Source organism: Sutcliffiella tianshenii (assembly GCF_016908565.1).
In the GTDB taxonomy this organism is placed as follows: Bacteria; Bacillota; Bacilli; order Bacillales; family Bacillaceae_I; genus Sutcliffiella_A; species Sutcliffiella_A tianshenii.
This window is the reverse complement of sequence record NZ_JAFBED010000001.1, coordinates 475,828-494,452: the sequence shown is the minus strand read 5'-3', so window position 1 is coordinate 494,452 and position 18,625 is coordinate 475,828. Positions and strand designations below refer to the sequence as shown.

Here is an 18,625-nt window from a genome sequence, read left to right as displayed (position 1 = left end):
ATCGTTATTTATAAAACACAACTGTAAGCACTACGCACTTCGTTACATCGGAAAAGGCGAGTCTCATTTCACATTCCTCAACATCCAATTTAGGGAGGGCGAGTGGTGTGCACGATTACATCAAAGAGAGAACTATCAAGATTGGAAAGTATATCGTGGAGACAAAGAAAACAGTTCGCGTGATTGCGAAGGAATTTGGAGTTTCCAAAAGTACTGTCCATAAAGACCTGACAGAAAGACTGCCAGAGATCAACCCAGACTTAGCGAATGAAGTGAAGGATATACTCGATTATCATAAATCAATCCGACATCTGCGAGGCGGGGAAGCGACCAAGATGAAGTACAAGAAGGAAGAGGAAGCAGTAAAATAGGGAAATATCTTCTCAAAACAGTCCATTTTACATAAAATTGGGCTGTTTTTGTGTTTTGGCCAATTTAGGGTAAGCCGCAAAGTCGATTTTCCACTGCTAAAAAAGGCTTATGCTCAAAAATATTGATTTACGCTCAAAAATTACTAGTATATGCACAAAAAAATGAATTTATGCACAAAAATTAAAAAATACGCTCGAAAATCCCAAAATACGCTCAAAGCGCACCATTCGACAAACTTCAACGCGTGTAACAGCATCCAAACCAAGGTGCCTGTCCCCCTGGCTCGCCAACCACCACAGCAAACCACTCCCCACAAAAAACACCCTAGATCCGCAACCTAAACTATTCGACAAAAACCTCAAATTTCTGACATGAAATTAATGTTAATTTCAACCTTTTATTTGTAATTTGTGATAGAATATACAATTAGGACTATAAGTTGTCGGACAACAGTCGCAAAGCATATGCAAGGAGGAAAAAAGTAACATGTTTGCTAGGGATATAGGAATTGATTTAGGAACGGCAAACGTTCTCATCCACGTAAAAGGAAAAGGGATCGTTCTGAATGAGCCGTCAGTAGTGGCACTAGATACAAACTCAGGAAAAGTATTAGCGGTAGGGGAAGAGGCCCGTAAAATGGTTGGGCGTACTCCAGGAAACATTGTAGCGATGCGACCGCTAAAAGATGGAGTAATCGCAGATTTCGAAGTCACAGAAGCAATGCTGAAGCATTTCATAAAAAAACTGAACGTCAAAGGATTCCTTTCCAAGCCGCGCATCCTCATCTGTTGCCCAACGAACATCACAAGCGTAGAGCAAAAAGCGATCAGGGAAGCGGCAGAAAAAAGCGGCGGCAAAAAGGTTTACCTTGAAGAAGAGCCGAAAGTGGCAGCAATCGGAGCGGGCATGGACATCTTCCAGCCTAGCGGAAACATGGTAGTAGACATCGGCGGCGGAACAACCGACGTAGCCGTACTCTCCATGGGAGACATCGTAACAGCAAGCAGCATCAAAATGGCCGGCGACAAATTCGACGCCGAAATCCTTCAATACATCAAGAAAAAATACAAGCTATTAATTGGTGAGCGCACAGCGGAAAACATAAAGATATCCATCGCGACCGTCTTCCCGGGCTCCCGCAATGAAACGATCGATATCCGCGGACGTGACATGGTAAGCGGTCTGCCACAGACAATTACCGTTTCATCAGCAGAAATCGAAGAAGCACTTCGCGAATCCGTACAAGTCATCGTACAAGCAGCGAAAAGCGTCCTAGAACGCACACCGCCAGAACTATCATCCGACATCATCGACCGTGGTGTCATCCTGACAGGCGGCGGCGCACTCCTCCACGGCATGGACCAGCTCCTAGCCGAAGAACTAAAAGTACCCGTCCTAGTCGCAGAACAACCAATGGACTGCGTAGCAATCGGCACAGGCATCATGCTAGACCACATTGACCGATTACCAAGAAAAAGCTTCGCATAAAAAACATAAACAAAAACCAAAAGAGCAGCCCCATAAAAACGGCTGCTCTTTTCCACGTAAAAAACAAAATTTTATAAGACTAAATTACAACAGCTCTTCGAGCTTTAAGTAACAAAAACTCTAAAGAACACTGCTGCCTGGGGTCTGACCCTTCAAAACACAAAAACTTAAACACAACTCTGCCTATCCTACCCTCGAAAAATAGATACCAATAAAGCTGCAAGGGTCTGACCCCGGTCTTGTGCATCCTAAGAAACACAAAATTCAAAACCAACACCAAAACCCCATCAAGAAAAAAGGGCCCCAAGCTCTTTAACTAAACCACACAAAATTCAACCCATCCTACAAACCACACATCATTCCTCTACATACCAAAACTCCGCCTCCACCTCAAACCCATCAATCTCCATCTCTTCCAAACCATCAACCAACAAACTCTCCCCATCCAAAAACAACGTCATCAACACCGAATTACCAGCCTCAATCGTACCCATATCACTAAGATCAAACTCACCCTCACCAATCAACACATCAACCAATCTCCCGCTTTCATCCGGCTGCTTCACCCAAACACTTACCTCGGCAACCAACCCGCTCACCGGATGATCAAACCCATTCCGAATAAAGCTGCCAAACATAAAAACCCCATTCTCCAACTCCTCAGGATAAAAGTTCAGCGCCTCCATCGTAATTGTATCCTCCACCGGCGCTCCCAACCCATTCAATACAGCCTGCACCTGCTCAACCGCCCCAGGCGCAAATAAGTCACGCTCCTCCTGAGTCATCTGCAGTGGCTGATCATCAATAGAAGCCGCAGCAGCATCTAACTGTTCACGCAAAACCTCCTCAAACCACTCACTCGGAACAAGCCCAATGCTAACCAACCGCTTCCGCTCAGCCCACCAAGCCATCTTCGTATCATAATTCATATAATCAAAATTCTTATCAGGCTGCCCCTCTCCATCAAGGACAGTCAACGAAACAGCATGATCAACAATAAACTTCCAACCATCATCCACCCTATGCAAAATGGCATAAGAAGTAGCGTTCCGATTAAAATTCATATCCGGATTAAACTCTTCCGTCATAAGATTCAAATCGTACACAACCAGTACCTCATCATCCTTATGATACATAACCTCAATATTCTCCACGCTACTGATCGTATCTGCCTCAATCATATCCCGGACCAAAGAGAGGAACTCATCATTCTTCTCTGCATCAACAGTCGCGAGATACCCCTCATAATCCCCCGCGTCCAGCAGCCTGAACTTATTATGAATGGCATCTTCCACCTGCTTTACAACCGTCATATCCACCCCATGCTCATTCGTCTCGATCGCCTCACCAGCAGACTCAACAACTTCAATCTCTTTAACCTCTACCGTCCCATCCGCTTCTTCCTTTACACCCTCATCCTTACCGCCACACCCAACAAGCAATCCGCCCATCAACACAACCGCAACAGGTATCCACTCGTATCTCAGCTTCCTACTCACCACCATGTGCCAACTCCGACTCGATCTCAAACTCCCCATACGCCAAAAACTCATCGAGATTATCAACCATAATACTCTCAGGACCAAAAAAAATGGTAGCAAGTCCGGTGCCACCAGGCTCTATCGTCTCCAACCCAACAAATTTCATGGTCATCCCTGCGACTTCAGCTTCGACCAATTCATCATTCTCATCCAACGCCTTACCAGTCAGGGAAATTGGTCCATGCAGATTGCTGACCGGGTAATCGAATCCATTACGGATAAAAGCATTAAAAACTATGTAATCATTACCCTCCAGATGCTGTTCATAAAAAAAGAAATTATTGATCGTAATCGTATCCTTCGGCGGATCACCAAGCTTATTCAGCGTTTTTTGCAACGTTACCAATATCTCAGGCGCCAGCCAATCGCGCGTATCCTGGGTAAATTGGAGCGGCTGGTCCGGCATGGCATCATCCATTCTCTTTAGTTCCGCAAGAAATGCACCAGCCCATTCGGACGGAAGCAGCTTCTCCCGCTTCAATTTCGCAAGCTCCCTGGACCAGATGAATAGGTTTTCCACGTCCATGTGATTGAAGGATCCTTGGTCCCGCTCTCCATAAAAATCAAGGTAATGCAGGGTAATATAGTCGAGGTGACTTATCTGCCAGCTGCCGTCCTCCATGACTTTAAAAATGAAGTACCCATCTCCACGACGGTTAAAATTATTATATGGGTCAAATCCTTCGGTTATCTGAGAAATATCAAATGTAGCCAATACTTCATCTTCTTTTTGGTATATCACTTTAATGTCCTTTAGTTCAGAGGTCGGCTTTAGTTCCATCATCTTCTGAATTGTGGCAGCACGGTCCTCATCGGGAGGTGTCTCAAACAACCCCGTATACCTCTCAAAATCACCCTCGTCCAAAAGCTTGAAGTGGGATTGGAGAGCCTCCTCCGCCACCACCTGTGCAGTAGCAGCATCAATCGCAGGTTCACTTTTCTCTGTCTCTACTTCTGTACCCGCAACCTCGGTCTCGTCCACCTTGTCCACTTTCTTCGTCGCAGCACCCTCATTACCGCTACAGGCAACCAGTGTACCCCCAATCATCAGCACTGCAAAAGGAACCAATATCTTCTTCATCCACCAACCTCCATTTTGTAGTATTTCTGTTAAATTATACTACAAAATAGGTCTAAAGAGTCAGAAAATATAGAAAATAATGCAGCTAGATACTGCTATCCTCCTGAAATTAAAAACTCCCTCACAAGTTATATAACGCCTTCGAAGGGTATATATAAGAACAACAACACTTCGGAGGTGTGCTCATTTGCTTCTAAAAATCAAACTCATGTGGCATACAATCAGAGTAAGGTACCACGAAATATTGATACAAGACTGTTTGGATGAAGGTTTGAAGGAGTCATTGAAAATTAAATTGAATTACCATAGGTCAAAAATGACCAATCTGATGGTGAAAGAATAAATGTAAAGGAATCCGGTGAAAATACCGGGTTCTTTTTTTGTATGAATCCTCCTTATGACTCTCAAAAACCCACTATTCACAAAATTACATATATCGACATTTCCAATTTTGTACTATAATAGAAAATAGATAAAACTGTACGTCAAACAATGAGGTGAATGAAATGTTACGAGGCTTCCACACAGCAACCGCCGGCATGATCGCCCAGCAGCGCCGCATGGAGTTGTTGTCCAATAATCTTTCCAACGCGAACACAGCTGGCTATAAAGCGGACCAATCATCCCTACGCGCGTTTCCGGAAATGCTTTTAAGCAAGCTCGATGCAACGAGCGTACCTACCACGAAACCGTTGAAATTTGCCCAGAACCAATTGATTGGACCAATCAATACGGGCGTCTATGTCCAGGATGTTGCACCGAAATTCTCACAAGGCGACATGCGTCCGACAGGCAATGACACAGATCTTGCCATCCTGAATCAGACCCTTCCAGAAAACGCATCTATATTCTTTACAGTAGAAAACACGGATGGCACACCACGATACACAAGAAACGGTAACTTTGCATTGGACTCCCAAGGCTATCTCACAACCAACAATGGATTGTATGTGCTCGATGAAACCAGCAACCGTATCCAGGTGAATGCCAATTCCTTCACATTACAGCCGGACGGTACCCTACTTGTCGACAATGTACCACAAACACGCCTGGGCATCGCTTATGCAGACAATGCGAACCAGCTAATCCGCGATGGAAACGGTTTGTACCGTGCATCGGAAGGGCAGCAGCTGACGAACGCCTTTACGAATCAGAATATCAGCTATCAAATCATGCAAGGGCACATTGAACGTTCAAATGTCGATTCCGCCCAGACAATGAGTGATATGACCGCCGCCTACCGTGCATTTGAAGCGAACCAGAAAGTGATACAAGCTTATGACATGAGCATGCAGAAAGCGGCGAACGAAATCGGACGTATTAACTAATCGCCTCACGAACGGAATGGAGGAATAATCATGAACAGAATCATGCTGAATGCAACCAATACGATGAACCAACTTCAAAAGCAATTGGATCTGATCGGCCATAATGTAGCAAATATTGATACAGTCGGCTATAAGAACCGTTCTGCGACTTTCCAGGAGCTACTTGTGCAACAAGCCAATAACCAGCCGATGGGACGCTACGAATCCATGCGCCAAACACCAACCGGAATTCGTCTTTCCTCTGGGGCAGGCCTTGGCCAGACAAAACTAAATCTGACACAGGGTTCTTTAAAAACGACGGAACGTATGCTAGACTTTGCATTAACAAAAGAAGACCTATTTTTTACCGTTCAGGCAACAGAAAACGGTCAACAAAGCACCCAATTCACAAGAAATGGTGTCTTTTACCTGTCCCCGATCAATAACAATGAAGTGATGCTGGTAACAGCTGAAGGCAATCCTGTATTGGACAGTAACGACCAGCAAATAATATTTCCAGATGATATACAGGATATAAAATTGCAACCCGGTGGAGTTATCTCAGCGGTACGTCCTAATGGTGAGGCACTTGCAAGTGAGCTAGGGATAGCCCGTGCAATCCGTCCGCAGATGCTGGATGCAAAGCCTGGTTCGCTTTATTCCTTTCCTAGAGAAGGATTGGCGAATCCGGACGACATCATAGAGTTTGTAGAAGGCCCTGACCGTACAGCGGTAGGCATGCAACAAGGGATGCTTGAGAATTCCAATGTGGATCTCGCATCGGAACTAACGGAAATGACCTTGATGCAACGGAATTATCAATTCAATGCAAAATCGGTCCAATTCGCAGATCAGATGATGGGACTTGTAAATGGCTTAAAGGCTTAACATAGAAATCAAAGGTAAAGGGAGGTTGCGCAATGGAACAAAATGAAGCAAGACAAGAGAGCTTAACAAGGGAAGAATTGCGCAAAGCTCAGAAATCTAAACCAAAGCAGGTAAGAGAAGAAGCGGCAACAAGTGAAGAAAAACCAAAACGGCTTAAATGGCGTGTTCGTCTTATTCCTATCTGGCTTCGTCTAATCATCGTCCTGGGAGTCATGATTATTGCAGTGGTTGCAGGTGCCATGTTCGGCTACGGGGTATTAGGCGACGGCAAACCGATGGATGTACTGGACAAGAGTACATGGCAGCATATCATCGACTTAGTGAATAAAGAGTAGGGAAGTCTATGACAAAGGCTTCCTCTTTTTTATGCCTTCGTATATAATTGTAAGTAACTATTAGTAGGAGGTCATAAAAATGTTAGACATCAATCAGATCAAAGAAATCATTCCACATAGATATCCATTCCTGTTAGTGGACAAGATAATAGAAATCGAAGAAGGCCAGCGTGCAATCGGGATCAAGAACGTAACGGCAAATGAGGAGTTTTTCAATGGACACTTCCCAGAGTTCCCTGTCATGCCCGGGGTACTGATCGTGGAAGCACTAGCGCAAGTCGGAGCGGTGGCCATGCTCAAAAAAGAAGAAAACAAAGGACGCCTTGCGTTCTTCACCGGCATCGACAACTGCCGATTCAAAAAGCAGGTCATCCCTGGAGACCAGCTCCGCCTTGAAGTCGAAATGACCCGCGTCCGCGGCAGCATCGGTAAAGGAAAAGGTGTCGCAACTGTCGATGGAGAGCTTGTCTGCGAATTGGAAATGATGTTCGCATTAGGACCAAAGTCGTAATTTGAAATAATTTGTTCATTTATGCAAGCTTTTACGAATATTGGGGAATATAAAAAGGGACCAAACGAAAAAAGCATTAAAGGTCTTCGACAATAAAACCCATATGCGAAAGGAGTAGGTTAGAATGAACAAAATGTTAATCAAATTAACTGGTACAGCGTTAGCGGCAATGTTGATCACTGGATGTGCAGCAAATAACGAGGATGTTCCACCACCTGAGAACGAGCAGCCTCCTGCGGAAGAGCCTATGGATCCTGATATGGAACAAGATGAGAACAACATGGAAGAAGACATGCAAGAAGATGAGAACAAGATGGAAGAAGATATGAATAAAGATGAAGAGGATGCTGAGAACGACCAGCAGTAATCCATCCAAAAGCGGGGGGACAGTAAATGCTGTCCCTTTTTCTATGAAAAATAAATTTACTTTTTATAATCCCACAATATCCTCCACTCTTTTTCTTCCTTCACCACATAAACATATTGAATATATAAAAAATGCCCATACTTCCCACGATAGTTCAACTCCACCTCATATTCATAAACCGTTTCAAAGATCTCCCCCTCCTTCTCCATCCGCCAATCCTTTAGTTTCTTAACATCACTAACCTCATAGGAAAATGTCTCTGCCCCAAAATGTCCGATAAACACATGCGCCTTATCCTGAAAATATGCACTGCGTCCAAACTTCTCCTGCATGACTGGGTGAAGCAGCTCCCAGGATCGCCCGAAGTCACCTTCCTGCTCGTATTCATAAAACTGATGCACCGTTCCTTCAGCGGTATTATTTCCAATCGAGAAAATCAATTTAAAAATTAACACGATTATAATAAGAAGAAACACACCCACAATTCCAACTAGAACCTGTCTTTGCCGTTGCCTTCTCCGCAAGGGACTTTCCACCCCGTTCCCACATTGAGCTTATCTATATCCATTGTATGACAAGGTTAGTAGGTTAGAAGTACAGGAGGAAACAAGAAAGCGCATTCACTAAAATTTCCTAGTTATTTCTATGTAAATATGTCACATAATGTAGATACATAAGGAAAGATTGTATATAATAGGCATTGGTAACAAAAGTTGTCTGACATTCAAACCGTCTATTATTATTTTACAAACGTTACAAATGTAGATAAATAGAACTAGTTAATTGTTAAAAATTACACCCCAAACCGACTGCATTCGACAAAATTCACCCATTACATATCAAGGTATTCTATGTTAAGATTGGAAAGTGCTAAAACATTACAGGAATATTACAGTTTTCGACATAGGTATTAAATCCTATATTAATAAAATGATAGAGATATATAAGAATTCGACAAATTAAACTTTGATTTCAACAAGAGGTTAAAGAGAAAGGTAATGTCTCCTTACCTTTATCAATGGAGGCACTCGATCAAGCTGTTGGGTCTGCGAGCCTTAGACGCCTGTCGTCATAGGCTTGGTGTGAGGATGGGTTAGATGCCCATTATTTAATAAAAAGAAAATATCTAATTATCGAACTTTTTCGGTAATTAGATATTTCCTTTTTGAAGGTAATAATTAAAAGGAGGGTTTTATTACATGCAAAAAGTAAGAAAAGCAATTATACCTGCGGCTGGGTTAGGGACAAGATTTTTGCCAGCTACGAAAGCAATGCCTAAAGAAATGCTTCCTATCGTGGATAAACCGACGATTCAATACATAGTAGAAGAAGCGATTAAATCAGGAATTGAAGATATCATTATCGTAACTGGTAAGGGAAAGCGTGCTATTGAAGATCATTTTGATCACAATTTGGAATTAGAGCAAAATCTATTAGAAAAAGAGAAATTCGATCTTTTAGAAAAAGTTCGTCAATCCTCGAATGTTACCATTCATTATATTCGCCAAAAAGAACCTAAAGGACTTGGTCATGCTGTCTGGTGTGCCAGAAATTTCGTTGGAAATGAACCCTTTGCTGTCTTGCTTGGTGACGACATCGTGCAATCAGAAACACCTTGCTTAAAGCAACTGATTAATGAATATGACAAAACGTTATCTTCTGTCATTGGTGTTCAAACTGTAGGAGATAATGAAACACATCGCTACGGGATTATTGACCCTCTTCAAAATGAAGGTCGTCGCTTTCAAGTGAATAAATTTGTTGAAAAACCAAAGCCAGGTACTGCTCCTTCCAATCTAGCGATTATGGGCCGTTATATCCTTACACCGGAGATTTTCATGTTCCTTGATAAGCAAGAAACAGGTGCGGGTGGAGAAATCCAATTGACCGATGCCATTCAAGCACTTAATGAAATCCAAAGGGTTTTCGCTTATGATTTTGAAGGCAAACGATATGATGTTGGAGAGAAATTAGGTTTTATTCAGACATCTATTGAATTTGCGCTTCAGCATGAAGACCTTCAACAAGGATTAGTAGAGTACATGAGAGACATCTTAGAAAAATACACAAATGCTCAACCTGTTAAGTAGAGGTGAAGGACATTGACTGAATTTGCTAAGAGATTAATTAATGACACAACTCACGTACCGCTATCAGCCATAAATGAAAACAAAATACAATTAACGATTAAAAGACTTATGGATATAATAGGTGCTTCTATTGGATTGCTATTATTGTTACCTTTGTTTTTAATAGTAGCCCTATTGATAAAGTTAGAGGATCCAAAAGGTCCAATCCTGTTCTCCCAAATAAGAGTTGGGAAAGATGAAAAAGAATTTAAAATGTATAAATTCCGTTCCATGGTGGCAGATGCTGAAGCTAAATTGGACGAATTATTAAAATATAATGAAGTAACAGGTGCTATGTTCAAAATGAAGGATGATCCACGGATCACCAGGATTGGGAAATTCATAAGAAAAACAAGCATCGATGAACTACCGCAGTTGTGGAATGTCCTAAAGGGAGATATGAGCCTAGTTGGGCCACGACCACCTTTAGTAAGAGAGGTTGCTGAGTATACAGAATATGATAAGCAACGGCTATTGGTGACTCCTGGGTGTACAGGCCTATGGCAAGTGAGTGGTAGAAGTAATGTTGGTTTTGAAGAAATGGTAGAGTTGGATATTGCCTACATAAAAAAACGCAGCGTGTTATTAGATATGAAAATAATTGTTAAAACTGTGCTATTATTAGTAGGTTCAAAAAACGCTTTCTAAAGGATGATTAAGTTGAATAAAGAATCAAAAATTTATGTAGCTGGTCACCGTGGTCTAGTCGGGTCAGCCATTGTACGCAACTTACTAAAACAAGGATATGAAAACATCATTTTTCGCACAAGCCGTGAATTAGATCTTCGGGAAAAAGTTGCTGTAGATCAGTTTTTCGAAACGGAAAAGCCTGAATATGTATTCTTGGCTGCGGCTAAAGTTGGTGGGATAGTAGCTAATAATGAATATAGAGCTGATTTTATTCGCGATAATTTATTAATACAAATGAATGTAATAGATGCAGCTTATCGTAATAATGTAGAAAAACTTCTTTTCCTGGGCAGCACGTGCATTTATCCGAAATTAGCACCTCAACCTTTAAAAGAAGAGTATCTATTAACTGGAGAACTAGAACCAACTAACGAACCTTATGCTATTGCGAAAATAGCAGGGATTAAAATGTGTGAGTCTTATAACCGTCAATATGGTACGAAATACATTTCTGCAATGCCGACTAACCTATACGGAGAAAACGACAATTTTGACCTGCACTCTTCGCATGTATTGCCGGCACTCATCCGTAAATTTCATGAGGCGAAGCAAAATGGAACTTCTAATGTGGAAGTTTGGGGAACTGGTTCTCCAAAGAGGGAATTCCTATATTCAGATGACTTAGCAGAGGCATGTATTTTCCTAATGAATAATTATGAAGGAAATGAGATTGTCAATATTGGAGTAGGGGAAGATATCTCCATTAAAGATCTAGCGTATAAAGTGAAAGAAGTTGTAGGATTTGAAGGAGAGATTAAATTCGACACTTCAAAACCAGATGGTACACCACGCAAACTAGTAGATGTAACAAAGATAAATGCCTTAGGTTGGAAAGCTACTGTGTCCTTGGAAGTGGGACTAAACAAAGCATATACTTGGTATTTAGAAAATGAATTAACTACTACAGTGAATAATTAAATTTTGGAGGCAATTATGAAGAAAGCATTAATTACAGGTGTTACAGGACAAGACGGATCTTACTTATCAGAGTTTTTATTAGAGAAAGGATACGAAGTACATGGAGTAATCCGTCGTAGTTCTTCCTATAACCAAGAAAGATTAGAAGATTTATTAACAGAAGAAGAAGCAAAAGCGCTAATAGATAATAAAAATTTCCATTTGCATTATGGAGACGTTACTGATGCTTTAAACGTGACTCGTATAATTGGGGAAGTCCAACCGGATGAAATTTATAACTTAGCAGCACAATCACACGTTCGTGTTTCTTTTGATATGCCAGGATATACTCTAGATGTGGATGCAAAGGGCACACTTAATATACTGGAAGCAGTAAGAATACTAGGCTTAGCTGAGAAGACCAAAGTATACCAAGCTTCAACTTCTGAACTATTTGGGAAAGTTCAAGAAGTACCGCAAAGTGAAACAACTCCATTCTATCCAAGATCACCTTATGGAGTAGCAAAAATATATGGTTATTGGATAACTAAAAACTACCGTGAATCTTATAATATGTTCGCAGTAAATGGAATCCTTTTCAACCATGAATCAGAGCGTCGTGGTGAAACATTTGTGACTCGTAAAATTACTCTTGCAGCAGCTCGAATAGCACAAGGTAAACAGGAGAAATTGTCCCTTGGGAATTTAGAATCTCTTAGAGACTGGGGTTATGCAAAAGACTTTGTTGAGTGTATGTGGTTGATTCTTCAACATGATAAACCTGAGGATTTTGTAATTGGAACAGGTGAAATGCACTCAGTAAGAGAATTTGTACAGCTAGCTTTTAAATATGTTGGTATTGAAATTGAGTGGAGTGGAGATGGTGTTGAAGAGAAAGGGGTAAATAAGGCTACTGGTGACGTAATAGTAGAAGTTGACCCTAAATTCTTCAGACCTGCAGAAGTAGATCAATTATTAGGTAATCCAACAAAGGCTAAAACACTTCTTGGATGGAATCCAACTAAAACTTCATTTGAAGAACTTGTAAGGCTAATGGTAGAATCGGATGTTAAGAAAGTAAAAAATGAAAGCAAAACAACGAAAATGTTTGATTGATTTTTGTCTAGTGAAAGGGAATAATAAACTTGAAAATATTAATTAATTATGCAGACAAAAACTTTAAAAAACAACAAAAAAAAAATACACAGACTGCTAAGTCAGTCGGTAATTTTGATAGAGTTATAGAATATGGTCCAGAAAGCATAGATAAAAACTTCTACGACAAGCATGCTGATTTTATTACAAATAGCAGAAAAGGAAATGGATATTGGCTTTGGAAACCATATATCTTATATAAGACCCTAATGGAAGAAGCAGCAGAGGGAGATTATGTTTTTTATTGTGATTCAGGCTCGTTTTTCGTAAATTCTGTTGATTTAATAATTCAAGAATTAGATAAAGTTAACCAAGATATATTTCTTACTGAAACACCTCTTATAGAATATCAATGGACTAAAAAAGAATGTTTCATTAAGTTAGGTTGTTTAAATGAAAGTTACCAATATTCTAATCAGGTGCAAGCTGGATTCATTTTAGTGAAAAAAACTTCCCAATCTGTAAAATTTATTTCAAACTACTTAGACTGGTGTTCAGACTATAGTATTCTTAATGATGAAATGAATACAAATATTAATAAAGATTTAATAGCTCATAGACACGATCAGTCCATATTAAGTTTGTTGGCAAAAAAGGAAAATTTGATGTTATTTAGAGATATATCACAATATGGGAGAAGGCCTTGGCAATACACATCTCCCGGGCGTGAATATTTGATAAAAAGTTATAATAATTCTAAATATCCCTCAATAGTCTGCTTGTACAGAAAGAGTAATTGGAGAAAAGTATTTATAAAGGAAAAATTAAAGGATATTTTAGGTGCAGAACTGAGGTTTTAAAGTGAGGCGGCTTATTCAAAATTACATTTATAATTTAGGATATCAGTTTTTAACAATAATCATTCCTTTTATTACAATACCGTATGTTACAAGAGTGCTAGGTCCAGATAATATAGGAATCGAAGCCTTTACCCTTTCAATAGTATCCATCTTTGTCGCTTTTGCTTCAGGTGGTACTTCGGTCTATGCTACAAGAATGGTTGCGAGTTTAAGAGGCGAAAGAGAAAAATTAAGTAAAGAAGTTTATAATTTATTCTTTATCAGAAGTACTATTGCATTTTTTGTAATAGTACTATTTCTTTTTATTGCAAGTAATTCAGTTTACAAAGAATTTTTACTATTACAGTTAGTCTACTTATTGGCATTTACTATTTTAGATGTAACTTGGTACTTTGCTGGGAAGGAACGATTTAAGGAAATAACAATAAGAAATGCTCTTGTGAAAATAGTTGGTTTTGCGTTTATATTATTATTTGTAAACGATACAGGGGATCTAGATGTATTTATATTAATTAACGGTTTAACGCTATTTATTCCAAATATCTATTTTATAATAAAATTTTTCATTGAAGTGGGAAAACCTAAACTAGAATATTTCTCGATGAGAAACTCATTGAAAATTATTAAATCTTTAATACCTTTTTTTGTATTAGCTGTAATTATTCAAGTTTATATGAATGTCGATAGATTAATAATAGAATCTAAAAACCTAACCTATGAACTGGGTATATACAGCCAATACATAAAAACGTTTGGAGTATTTCTAGCTCCTATAACCGCGATAGGCACAATATTAATGCCGTTTGTTACTAATTTAAACCATAGTAGAGAAGAAAAAAAAGATTATCAAAAGGTAATTAAGATTAGTACTAATTTTATTTTTTTGTTAGGTTTACCCATATTTTTTGGTGTCTTAATAACGTCCAATAAATTCGTAAGTTTCTATTTTGGTTCAGATTTTTTACAATACAATGAAATTTTTAAGTTAGGGAGCTTTTTAATTATTACTGGTTGTTTATCGAATGTTATTATTCAACAAGTTATTTTTCCAAATAAGCTTGAATTTATTTATATTCAAGGGTTGATAATTGCAAGTCTATTGAGAGTACTTATAATTTATGTGTTTATCAATAAATATAATATTTACGCTGCAATGATAGCGTATATAATAAGCGAATTGGCCTTATTAATATGGTGTATATTAAAATCTAAAAAAACAATTAATTTAGTGCCAATATTATTCTGCTTGAATAATTCTAAGATACTTTTTTCATCTCTTGTTATGAGTTTAAGTATATATTTTTTTGATCTCAATTTCTTTTTCTCTATTTTTATAGGTGTTATCACATATCTAATTATAATAATTCTTATAAAAGAAGAATTAACATATAAAATAATTAAATTAAAGTTAAGTAAAAGTTAGAAATATAGGAAAAAAGTGAGCTGTATATTATGAAAATTGTATTTTTCGATTTAACTAACCAAGGACATCACTGGTTCTATAATTCGGAATTAATGATTAATCTAAAAGTGAAAAACACATTTCACAAAATAGTTTATATTACTAAACATATTTCTGAAAGTAATAAATCCTTTTTAGAGAAAAAAGGAATAATAGTTATTTGTATAGAATCAACAAAAGAAACAAAAAAAAGAAAATATTCACATATTTACAATTTATTAATATCCTCGCTGGATTATTTAAATGCAAAAAGAATATCTAGAAAACTTAAGGCAGATATTTTTGTTAATCTATATTTTGACCAATACATCTTACAATATTTTTTCACTAAAAAGAAAGAAAAGAACATAAACGTTTTACATTGGTTTCCTAATAATAATATTAAAGTTTTTATTCTCTCGTTACTACGGAAAAGTAATGATTCTTTTATTGTTCATACAAATGATGTAAAGAAAAAGTTAAATGATATAAATAAAAAAATTAATGTGCACACAATTGGATATCCTGTAAAAAAAATTAAGCCTAGTTTTGCTTCTAAAGAAGAGGTATTAAAAAAATTAAAAATTGATCAAGATTTTACCGATTCTGTCCTTTCTAGAGTGCTTTTATATTTTGGTGGCACTAGACATGATAAGGGGTTAGATATATTATTAGATGCATTAAAAATCGTTGAAAGTAAAGTCACAATAATGATAGTCGGACAAGAACAAACTTTTAAAAAGGAATTCATTAAAAGCAAGCTTGATATGGCTAATGAAAACTCTAATAATACCTTAAGACTAGGTTATGTGGAAGAAGCGGATGTTTTAAAATATTTTTATGTATCTGATGCAATTATACTTCCATATAGATCTTATTTTAATGGTGAGAGCGGTGTCCTTACAGATGCTATCTTAATGGAAAAACCAGTTGTAGTTCCTGATATTATCCATTTTCCTGAAACTATAAACAAGTTTAATAATGGAATAGTATTCAAAGTAGAAGATGCTAAAGATTTAGCGAGTTCAATTGATAAACTGTTACTTAACTATGAATTTTATGAAACAAATGCAAAAAAAGTAAGTAGAAAATTTGAAGAAGATAGAAGCGTAGAAAACTTTGCAAATCAATATTTAGCGCTTATTAATATGGATAATAATAATTTTTAACAGAAAATATCGATATGATTTATTGTTTTAAATTCCGGTAGAAGGTTATAACAGTCCAGGAAGTGTGTATATTATCTTTTTATACAATTAACCGGATACTTGGTGTACAAATCAATTTAATTTACCGACGATTAAAGTTGAGAAATTATAAACGGGTGTCGATTAATAAAGATTTACAAATAAAGCTTTTGAAAGAGGGGGATTTTTTGAAAAAAAAAATATTAGTAGTAGGACCTCTCCCCCCACCTATTCATGGGGAAAGTATTGCTATAGATACAATTGTATCTTCACGGAACTTAAAGAAAATATTTAATATTGAGGTGATTGATACAAGCAGGGGGGAAATAAAGAATATTGGCAAATTTACAAACAAGAAAATAAAGGACGATATTCTTAGGATCACTAGATTAAATAAACTAGTTAGAAATTATAATACAGATATCTTATATATTTCAATTTCACAAACCAGATTTGGGTTATTAAGGGATATAATAATGATAAATATTGGACGAAAAAGGGTAAAAAAGGTCATTACTCATTTACATGGTAATAAACTGGGAGAATTAATTAATAGTCTAAATAATTATGAAAAGCTATTTGTAAAAAATGGATTGTTAAAGGTGGATGTAGCGGTAGTATTGGGTGATTCATTAAGGAATAATTTTCTTGGATTCCCAAAAAAAGTGGAAATTATTTCAAATGGAATTGATGAGGATTTTATACCAAATGAGTTAATAGTTTCTAACCAAGAAAGGAAGTTTCAAAAGAAGGTCGATGACCCAATTCAAATTGTTTATTTAAGTAATCTCATGAAAAGTAAGGGTTACCACAAAATAATTAAATCTGTTTTAAATCTAAGAAAACAAGGTTTTAACCTTACACTCAAGTTAGCCGGACTTATCCAGGATGAAACACTTTTTGAAAGTGTAATGAAAGAAGTGCAAGAGGAGAATCAGTCGCAATTTATCGAACATTTAGGTGTGGTTACAGGACAAGAAAAAAAAGATTTATTGCTAAATTCGGATATTATGGTTCTAGCTTCAGATTTTGAGGGCCAACCAATATCAATTATTGAGGGGTTAGCAGCCGGATTACCTATAATTTCCAGTTGTGTAGGTGCGATTCCAGATCTAATTTTGGATAATGGGATATTATTAAAAGACCCTACTATCGCCGAGTTGCAGACACATATTTCTGAAATATCAACCGATAAGCAAATGAGAATAGAAATGGGAAAAAAGAGTAGGGAGTTATTTTTAGAAAAATTTACAAATAAAGTGTATTTAGAAAATTTAACTAAAATCTTTAAAGATAATGGAGAATAAACAAGTGGAAAAAGTTCTCTTAATTACTAATACCGTTGCTCCTTATAGGATAAGCGTTTTAAATAAACTAAGCAGTTATGTAGATCTTGATGTATGGTACTTGCAAGAAAAAGAAGCTAATAGAAAGTGGAAGGTAAATTTAGAAGAAATTAAATATAAATATGTATTGTTGTACGGATTTCATTTATTTATTCAAAAACTTGATATGGGAATTCATATTAATCCAGGAATGTTTATAAAATTGATAAAAGAATCACCTGATACAATTATCATTCCGGGTTACGATAATATAGGTTATTGGGTTGCAATGATTTATTGTAAAATTTTCAGAAAAAAATGTATCGTTTGGTGGGGAAGTACACTAGATAGCAGTAGAATACAAAATAAAATTGTAAACAGAGTTAGAAAAACCTTTTTTAAAAAAATTAATCATTTCGTTACCTACGGCACTAAGGCCACAGAATGTTTAATACATTATGGAGTTAATAGAAACAAGATAACAACTGGTACAAATACAGTAGATGTTAAGTATTATTATAAAAATACCAACCAAAATAAATTAAATAAAAACCAACAAGAAAAATTTAAATTTTTGTATGTAGGTCAATTGATTGAGAGAAAAGGTATAATTGAAACCATTACTGCATTCGAAAAATTAAAGAGATATGATTGGGAGCTAACAATAGTAGGTTCTGGACCATTAGAAAAAAAACTGACAGATATTGTTAAGAAGAAGAAGTTGAATAATCATATCAAATTTGTAGGCTATAAACAACAAAATGAAATAATACTTTATTTTGATTCCTCTCATTGTCTTATTGTTCCATCAATCAGCGAGGTGTGGGGATTAGTTATTAATGAGGGTATTGCCACAAATACTTTTACATTAGCATCAAAATATGCTGGTGCGACTGGAGATATTATTATTGAAGAAAAGAACGGAAAGTCAATTGATCCTTTAGACATAGATAACTATGCCAAGTCATTGAATTGGGTTTTAGACAATAAAGAAATAGTTAAACAAAATAGTGTCCCTTTAAAGCTTTGGAAGAAGTTGCATCCTTTTTCTTATGCTAAAAGCATCTTAAAAGCAATTAATGCTTCATAAAATTTGAATTTTGGTGATAGA

Annotated in this window: 19 protein-coding genes; 16 read left to right on the top strand and 3 right to left on the bottom strand. The window is 37.2% G+C overall.

Annotation, left to right across the window (positions count from 1 at the left end; all coding sequences use genetic code 11):
- Positions 1-107 precede the first annotated feature (107 nt).
- Both spoIIID and mreB read left to right on the top strand, forming a co-directional pair.
- A complete protein-coding gene (gene spoIIID / locus JOC95_RS02110) occupies positions 108-371 on the top strand; it encodes a sporulation transcriptional regulator SpoIIID (protein ID WP_204412950.1) in 264 nt (87 codons plus the stop codon).
- Positions 372-858: 487 nt separating this feature from the next.
- Entirely contained in the window at positions 859-1,860 is a 1,002-nt protein-coding gene (gene mreB / locus JOC95_RS02105; protein WP_204412949.1) for a rod shape-determining protein, read from the top strand.
- Between the two features lie 356 nt (positions 1,861-2,216).
- On the opposite strand, the gene JOC95_RS02100 is transcribed toward mreB, so the two are convergent.
- Positions 2,217-3,365 carry a hypothetical protein gene (locus tag JOC95_RS02100; protein ID WP_204412948.1) on the bottom strand — a complete coding sequence of 383 codons (1,149 nt, stop codon included), beginning with the start codon at positions 3,363-3,365 and terminating at the stop codon, positions 2,217-2,219.
- Positions 3,352-4,482, bottom strand: coding sequence for a hypothetical protein (locus JOC95_RS02095; RefSeq protein WP_204412947.1), 1,131 nt, complete (start codon positions 4,480-4,482; stop codon positions 3,352-3,354). Before JOC95_RS02095 ends, JOC95_RS02100 begins: the two co-directional genes overlap by 14 nt.
- Before the next feature lie 506 nt (positions 4,483-4,988).
- Here JOC95_RS02095 and JOC95_RS02090 point away from each other — a divergent pair.
- From JOC95_RS02090 to JOC95_RS02070, 5 genes are all read left to right on the top strand, one after another.
- On the top strand, positions 4,989-5,810 hold the full coding sequence (locus tag JOC95_RS02090; RefSeq protein WP_204412946.1) for a flagellar hook-basal body protein: 822 nt from the start codon (positions 4,989-4,991) through the stop codon (positions 5,808-5,810).
- A gap of 30 nt (positions 5,811-5,840) precedes the next feature.
- Positions 5,841-6,677 (top strand): flagellar hook-basal body protein, encoded by an 837-nt coding sequence (locus JOC95_RS02085; protein ID WP_204412945.1) that lies wholly within the window; start codon positions 5,841-5,843, stop codon positions 6,675-6,677.
- Positions 6,678-6,709: 32 nt separating this feature from the next.
- Positions 6,710-7,012 (top strand): DNA-directed RNA polymerase subunit beta, encoded by a 303-nt coding sequence (locus tag JOC95_RS02080; protein WP_204412944.1) that lies wholly within the window; start codon positions 6,710-6,712, stop codon positions 7,010-7,012.
- 79 nt (positions 7,013-7,091) lie between these two features.
- On the top strand, positions 7,092-7,523 hold the full coding sequence (gene fabZ / locus JOC95_RS02075) for a 3-hydroxyacyl-ACP dehydratase FabZ (protein ID WP_204412943.1): 432 nt from the start codon (positions 7,092-7,094) through the stop codon (positions 7,521-7,523).
- A 124-nt stretch (positions 7,524-7,647) separates the two neighbouring features.
- Positions 7,648-7,890 (top strand): hypothetical protein, encoded by a 243-nt coding sequence (locus tag JOC95_RS02070; protein WP_204412934.1) that lies wholly within the window; start codon positions 7,648-7,650, stop codon positions 7,888-7,890.
- A 56-nt stretch (positions 7,891-7,946) separates the two neighbouring features.
- Here JOC95_RS02070 and JOC95_RS02065 read toward each other — a convergent pair whose 3' ends face one another.
- The gene (locus JOC95_RS02065; RefSeq protein ID WP_204412933.1) at positions 7,947-8,414 is read right to left on the bottom strand and encodes a hypothetical protein; all 468 of its coding nucleotides are present in this window, start codon (positions 8,412-8,414) and stop codon (positions 7,947-7,949) included.
- Between the two features lie 675 nt (positions 8,415-9,089).
- On the opposite strand from JOC95_RS02065, the gene galU reads away from it, so the two are divergent.
- The 9 genes from galU to JOC95_RS02020 all read left to right on the top strand — a co-directional run bounded on the left by galU (position 9,090) and on the right by JOC95_RS02020 (position 18,604).
- Positions 9,090-9,980, top strand: a complete 891-nt coding sequence (gene galU, locus JOC95_RS02060; RefSeq protein ID WP_204412932.1) for a UTP--glucose-1-phosphate uridylyltransferase GalU — start codon at positions 9,090-9,092, stop codon at positions 9,978-9,980.
- Between the two features lie 36 nt (positions 9,981-10,016).
- Positions 10,017-10,667, top strand: a complete 651-nt coding sequence (locus tag JOC95_RS02055; RefSeq protein WP_419096217.1) for a sugar transferase — start codon at positions 10,017-10,019, stop codon at positions 10,665-10,667.
- Between the two features lie 12 nt (positions 10,668-10,679).
- Positions 10,680-11,627, top strand: coding sequence for a GDP-L-fucose synthase (gene fcl / locus JOC95_RS02050; protein ID WP_239582662.1), 948 nt, complete (start codon positions 10,680-10,682; stop codon positions 11,625-11,627).
- Positions 11,628-11,642: 15 nt separating this feature from the next.
- Positions 11,643-12,722 (top strand): GDP-mannose 4,6-dehydratase, encoded by a 1,080-nt coding sequence (gene gmd / locus JOC95_RS02045; protein ID WP_204412929.1) that lies wholly within the window; start codon positions 11,643-11,645, stop codon positions 12,720-12,722.
- Positions 12,723-12,751: 29 nt separating this feature from the next.
- Entirely contained in the window at positions 12,752-13,561 is an 810-nt protein-coding gene (locus tag JOC95_RS02040) for a hypothetical protein (protein ID WP_204412920.1), read from the top strand.
- Between the two features lies 1 nt (position 13,562).
- Positions 13,563-14,984, top strand: coding sequence for an oligosaccharide flippase family protein (locus tag JOC95_RS21490; protein ID WP_204412917.1), 1,422 nt, complete (start codon positions 13,563-13,565; stop codon positions 14,982-14,984).
- 29 nt (positions 14,985-15,013) lie between these two features.
- The gene (locus JOC95_RS02030; protein ID WP_204412913.1) at positions 15,014-16,171 is read left to right on the top strand and encodes a glycosyltransferase family 4 protein; all 1,158 of its coding nucleotides are present in this window, start codon (positions 15,014-15,016) and stop codon (positions 16,169-16,171) included.
- 206 nt (positions 16,172-16,377) lie between these two features.
- Positions 16,378-17,496 carry a glycosyltransferase family 4 protein gene (locus tag JOC95_RS02025; protein WP_204412911.1) on the top strand — a complete coding sequence of 373 codons (1,119 nt, stop codon included), beginning with the start codon at positions 16,378-16,380 and terminating at the stop codon, positions 17,494-17,496.
- Between the two features lie 4 nt (positions 17,497-17,500).
- Positions 17,501-18,604 (top strand): glycosyltransferase, encoded by a 1,104-nt coding sequence (locus JOC95_RS02020; protein ID WP_204412909.1) that lies wholly within the window; start codon positions 17,501-17,503, stop codon positions 18,602-18,604.
- The last annotated feature ends 21 nt before the right edge of the window (positions 18,605-18,625 follow it).

Coding starts and splice junctions, on each gene's coding strand:
- gmd (WP_204412929.1), top strand. CDS start 11,643: ATGAAGAAAGCATTAATTACAGGTGTTACAGGACAAGACGGATCTTAC.
- galU (WP_204412932.1), top strand. CDS start 9,090: ATGCAAAAAGTAAGAAAAGCAATTATACCTGCGGCTGGGTTAGGGACA.
- JOC95_RS02100 (WP_204412948.1), bottom strand. CDS start 3,365: ATGGTGGTGAGTAGGAAGCTGAGATACGAGTGGATACCTGTTGCGGTT.
- JOC95_RS02030 (WP_204412913.1), top strand. CDS start 15,014: ATGAAAATTGTATTTTTCGATTTAACTAACCAAGGACATCACTGGTTC.
- JOC95_RS02085 (WP_204412945.1), top strand. CDS start 5,841: ATGAACAGAATCATGCTGAATGCAACCAATACGATGAACCAACTTCAA.
- JOC95_RS02090 (WP_204412946.1), top strand. CDS start 4,989: ATGTTACGAGGCTTCCACACAGCAACCGCCGGCATGATCGCCCAGCAG.
- JOC95_RS02095 (WP_204412947.1), bottom strand. CDS start 4,482: ATGAAGAAGATATTGGTTCCTTTTGCAGTGCTGATGATTGGGGGTACA.
- fabZ (WP_204412943.1), top strand. CDS start 7,092: ATGTTAGACATCAATCAGATCAAAGAAATCATTCCACATAGATATCCA.
- mreB (WP_204412949.1), top strand. CDS start 859: ATGTTTGCTAGGGATATAGGAATTGATTTAGGAACGGCAAACGTTCTC.
- JOC95_RS02080 (WP_204412944.1), top strand. CDS start 6,710: ATGGAACAAAATGAAGCAAGACAAGAGAGCTTAACAAGGGAAGAATTG.
- JOC95_RS02070 (WP_204412934.1), top strand. CDS start 7,648: ATGAACAAAATGTTAATCAAATTAACTGGTACAGCGTTAGCGGCAATG.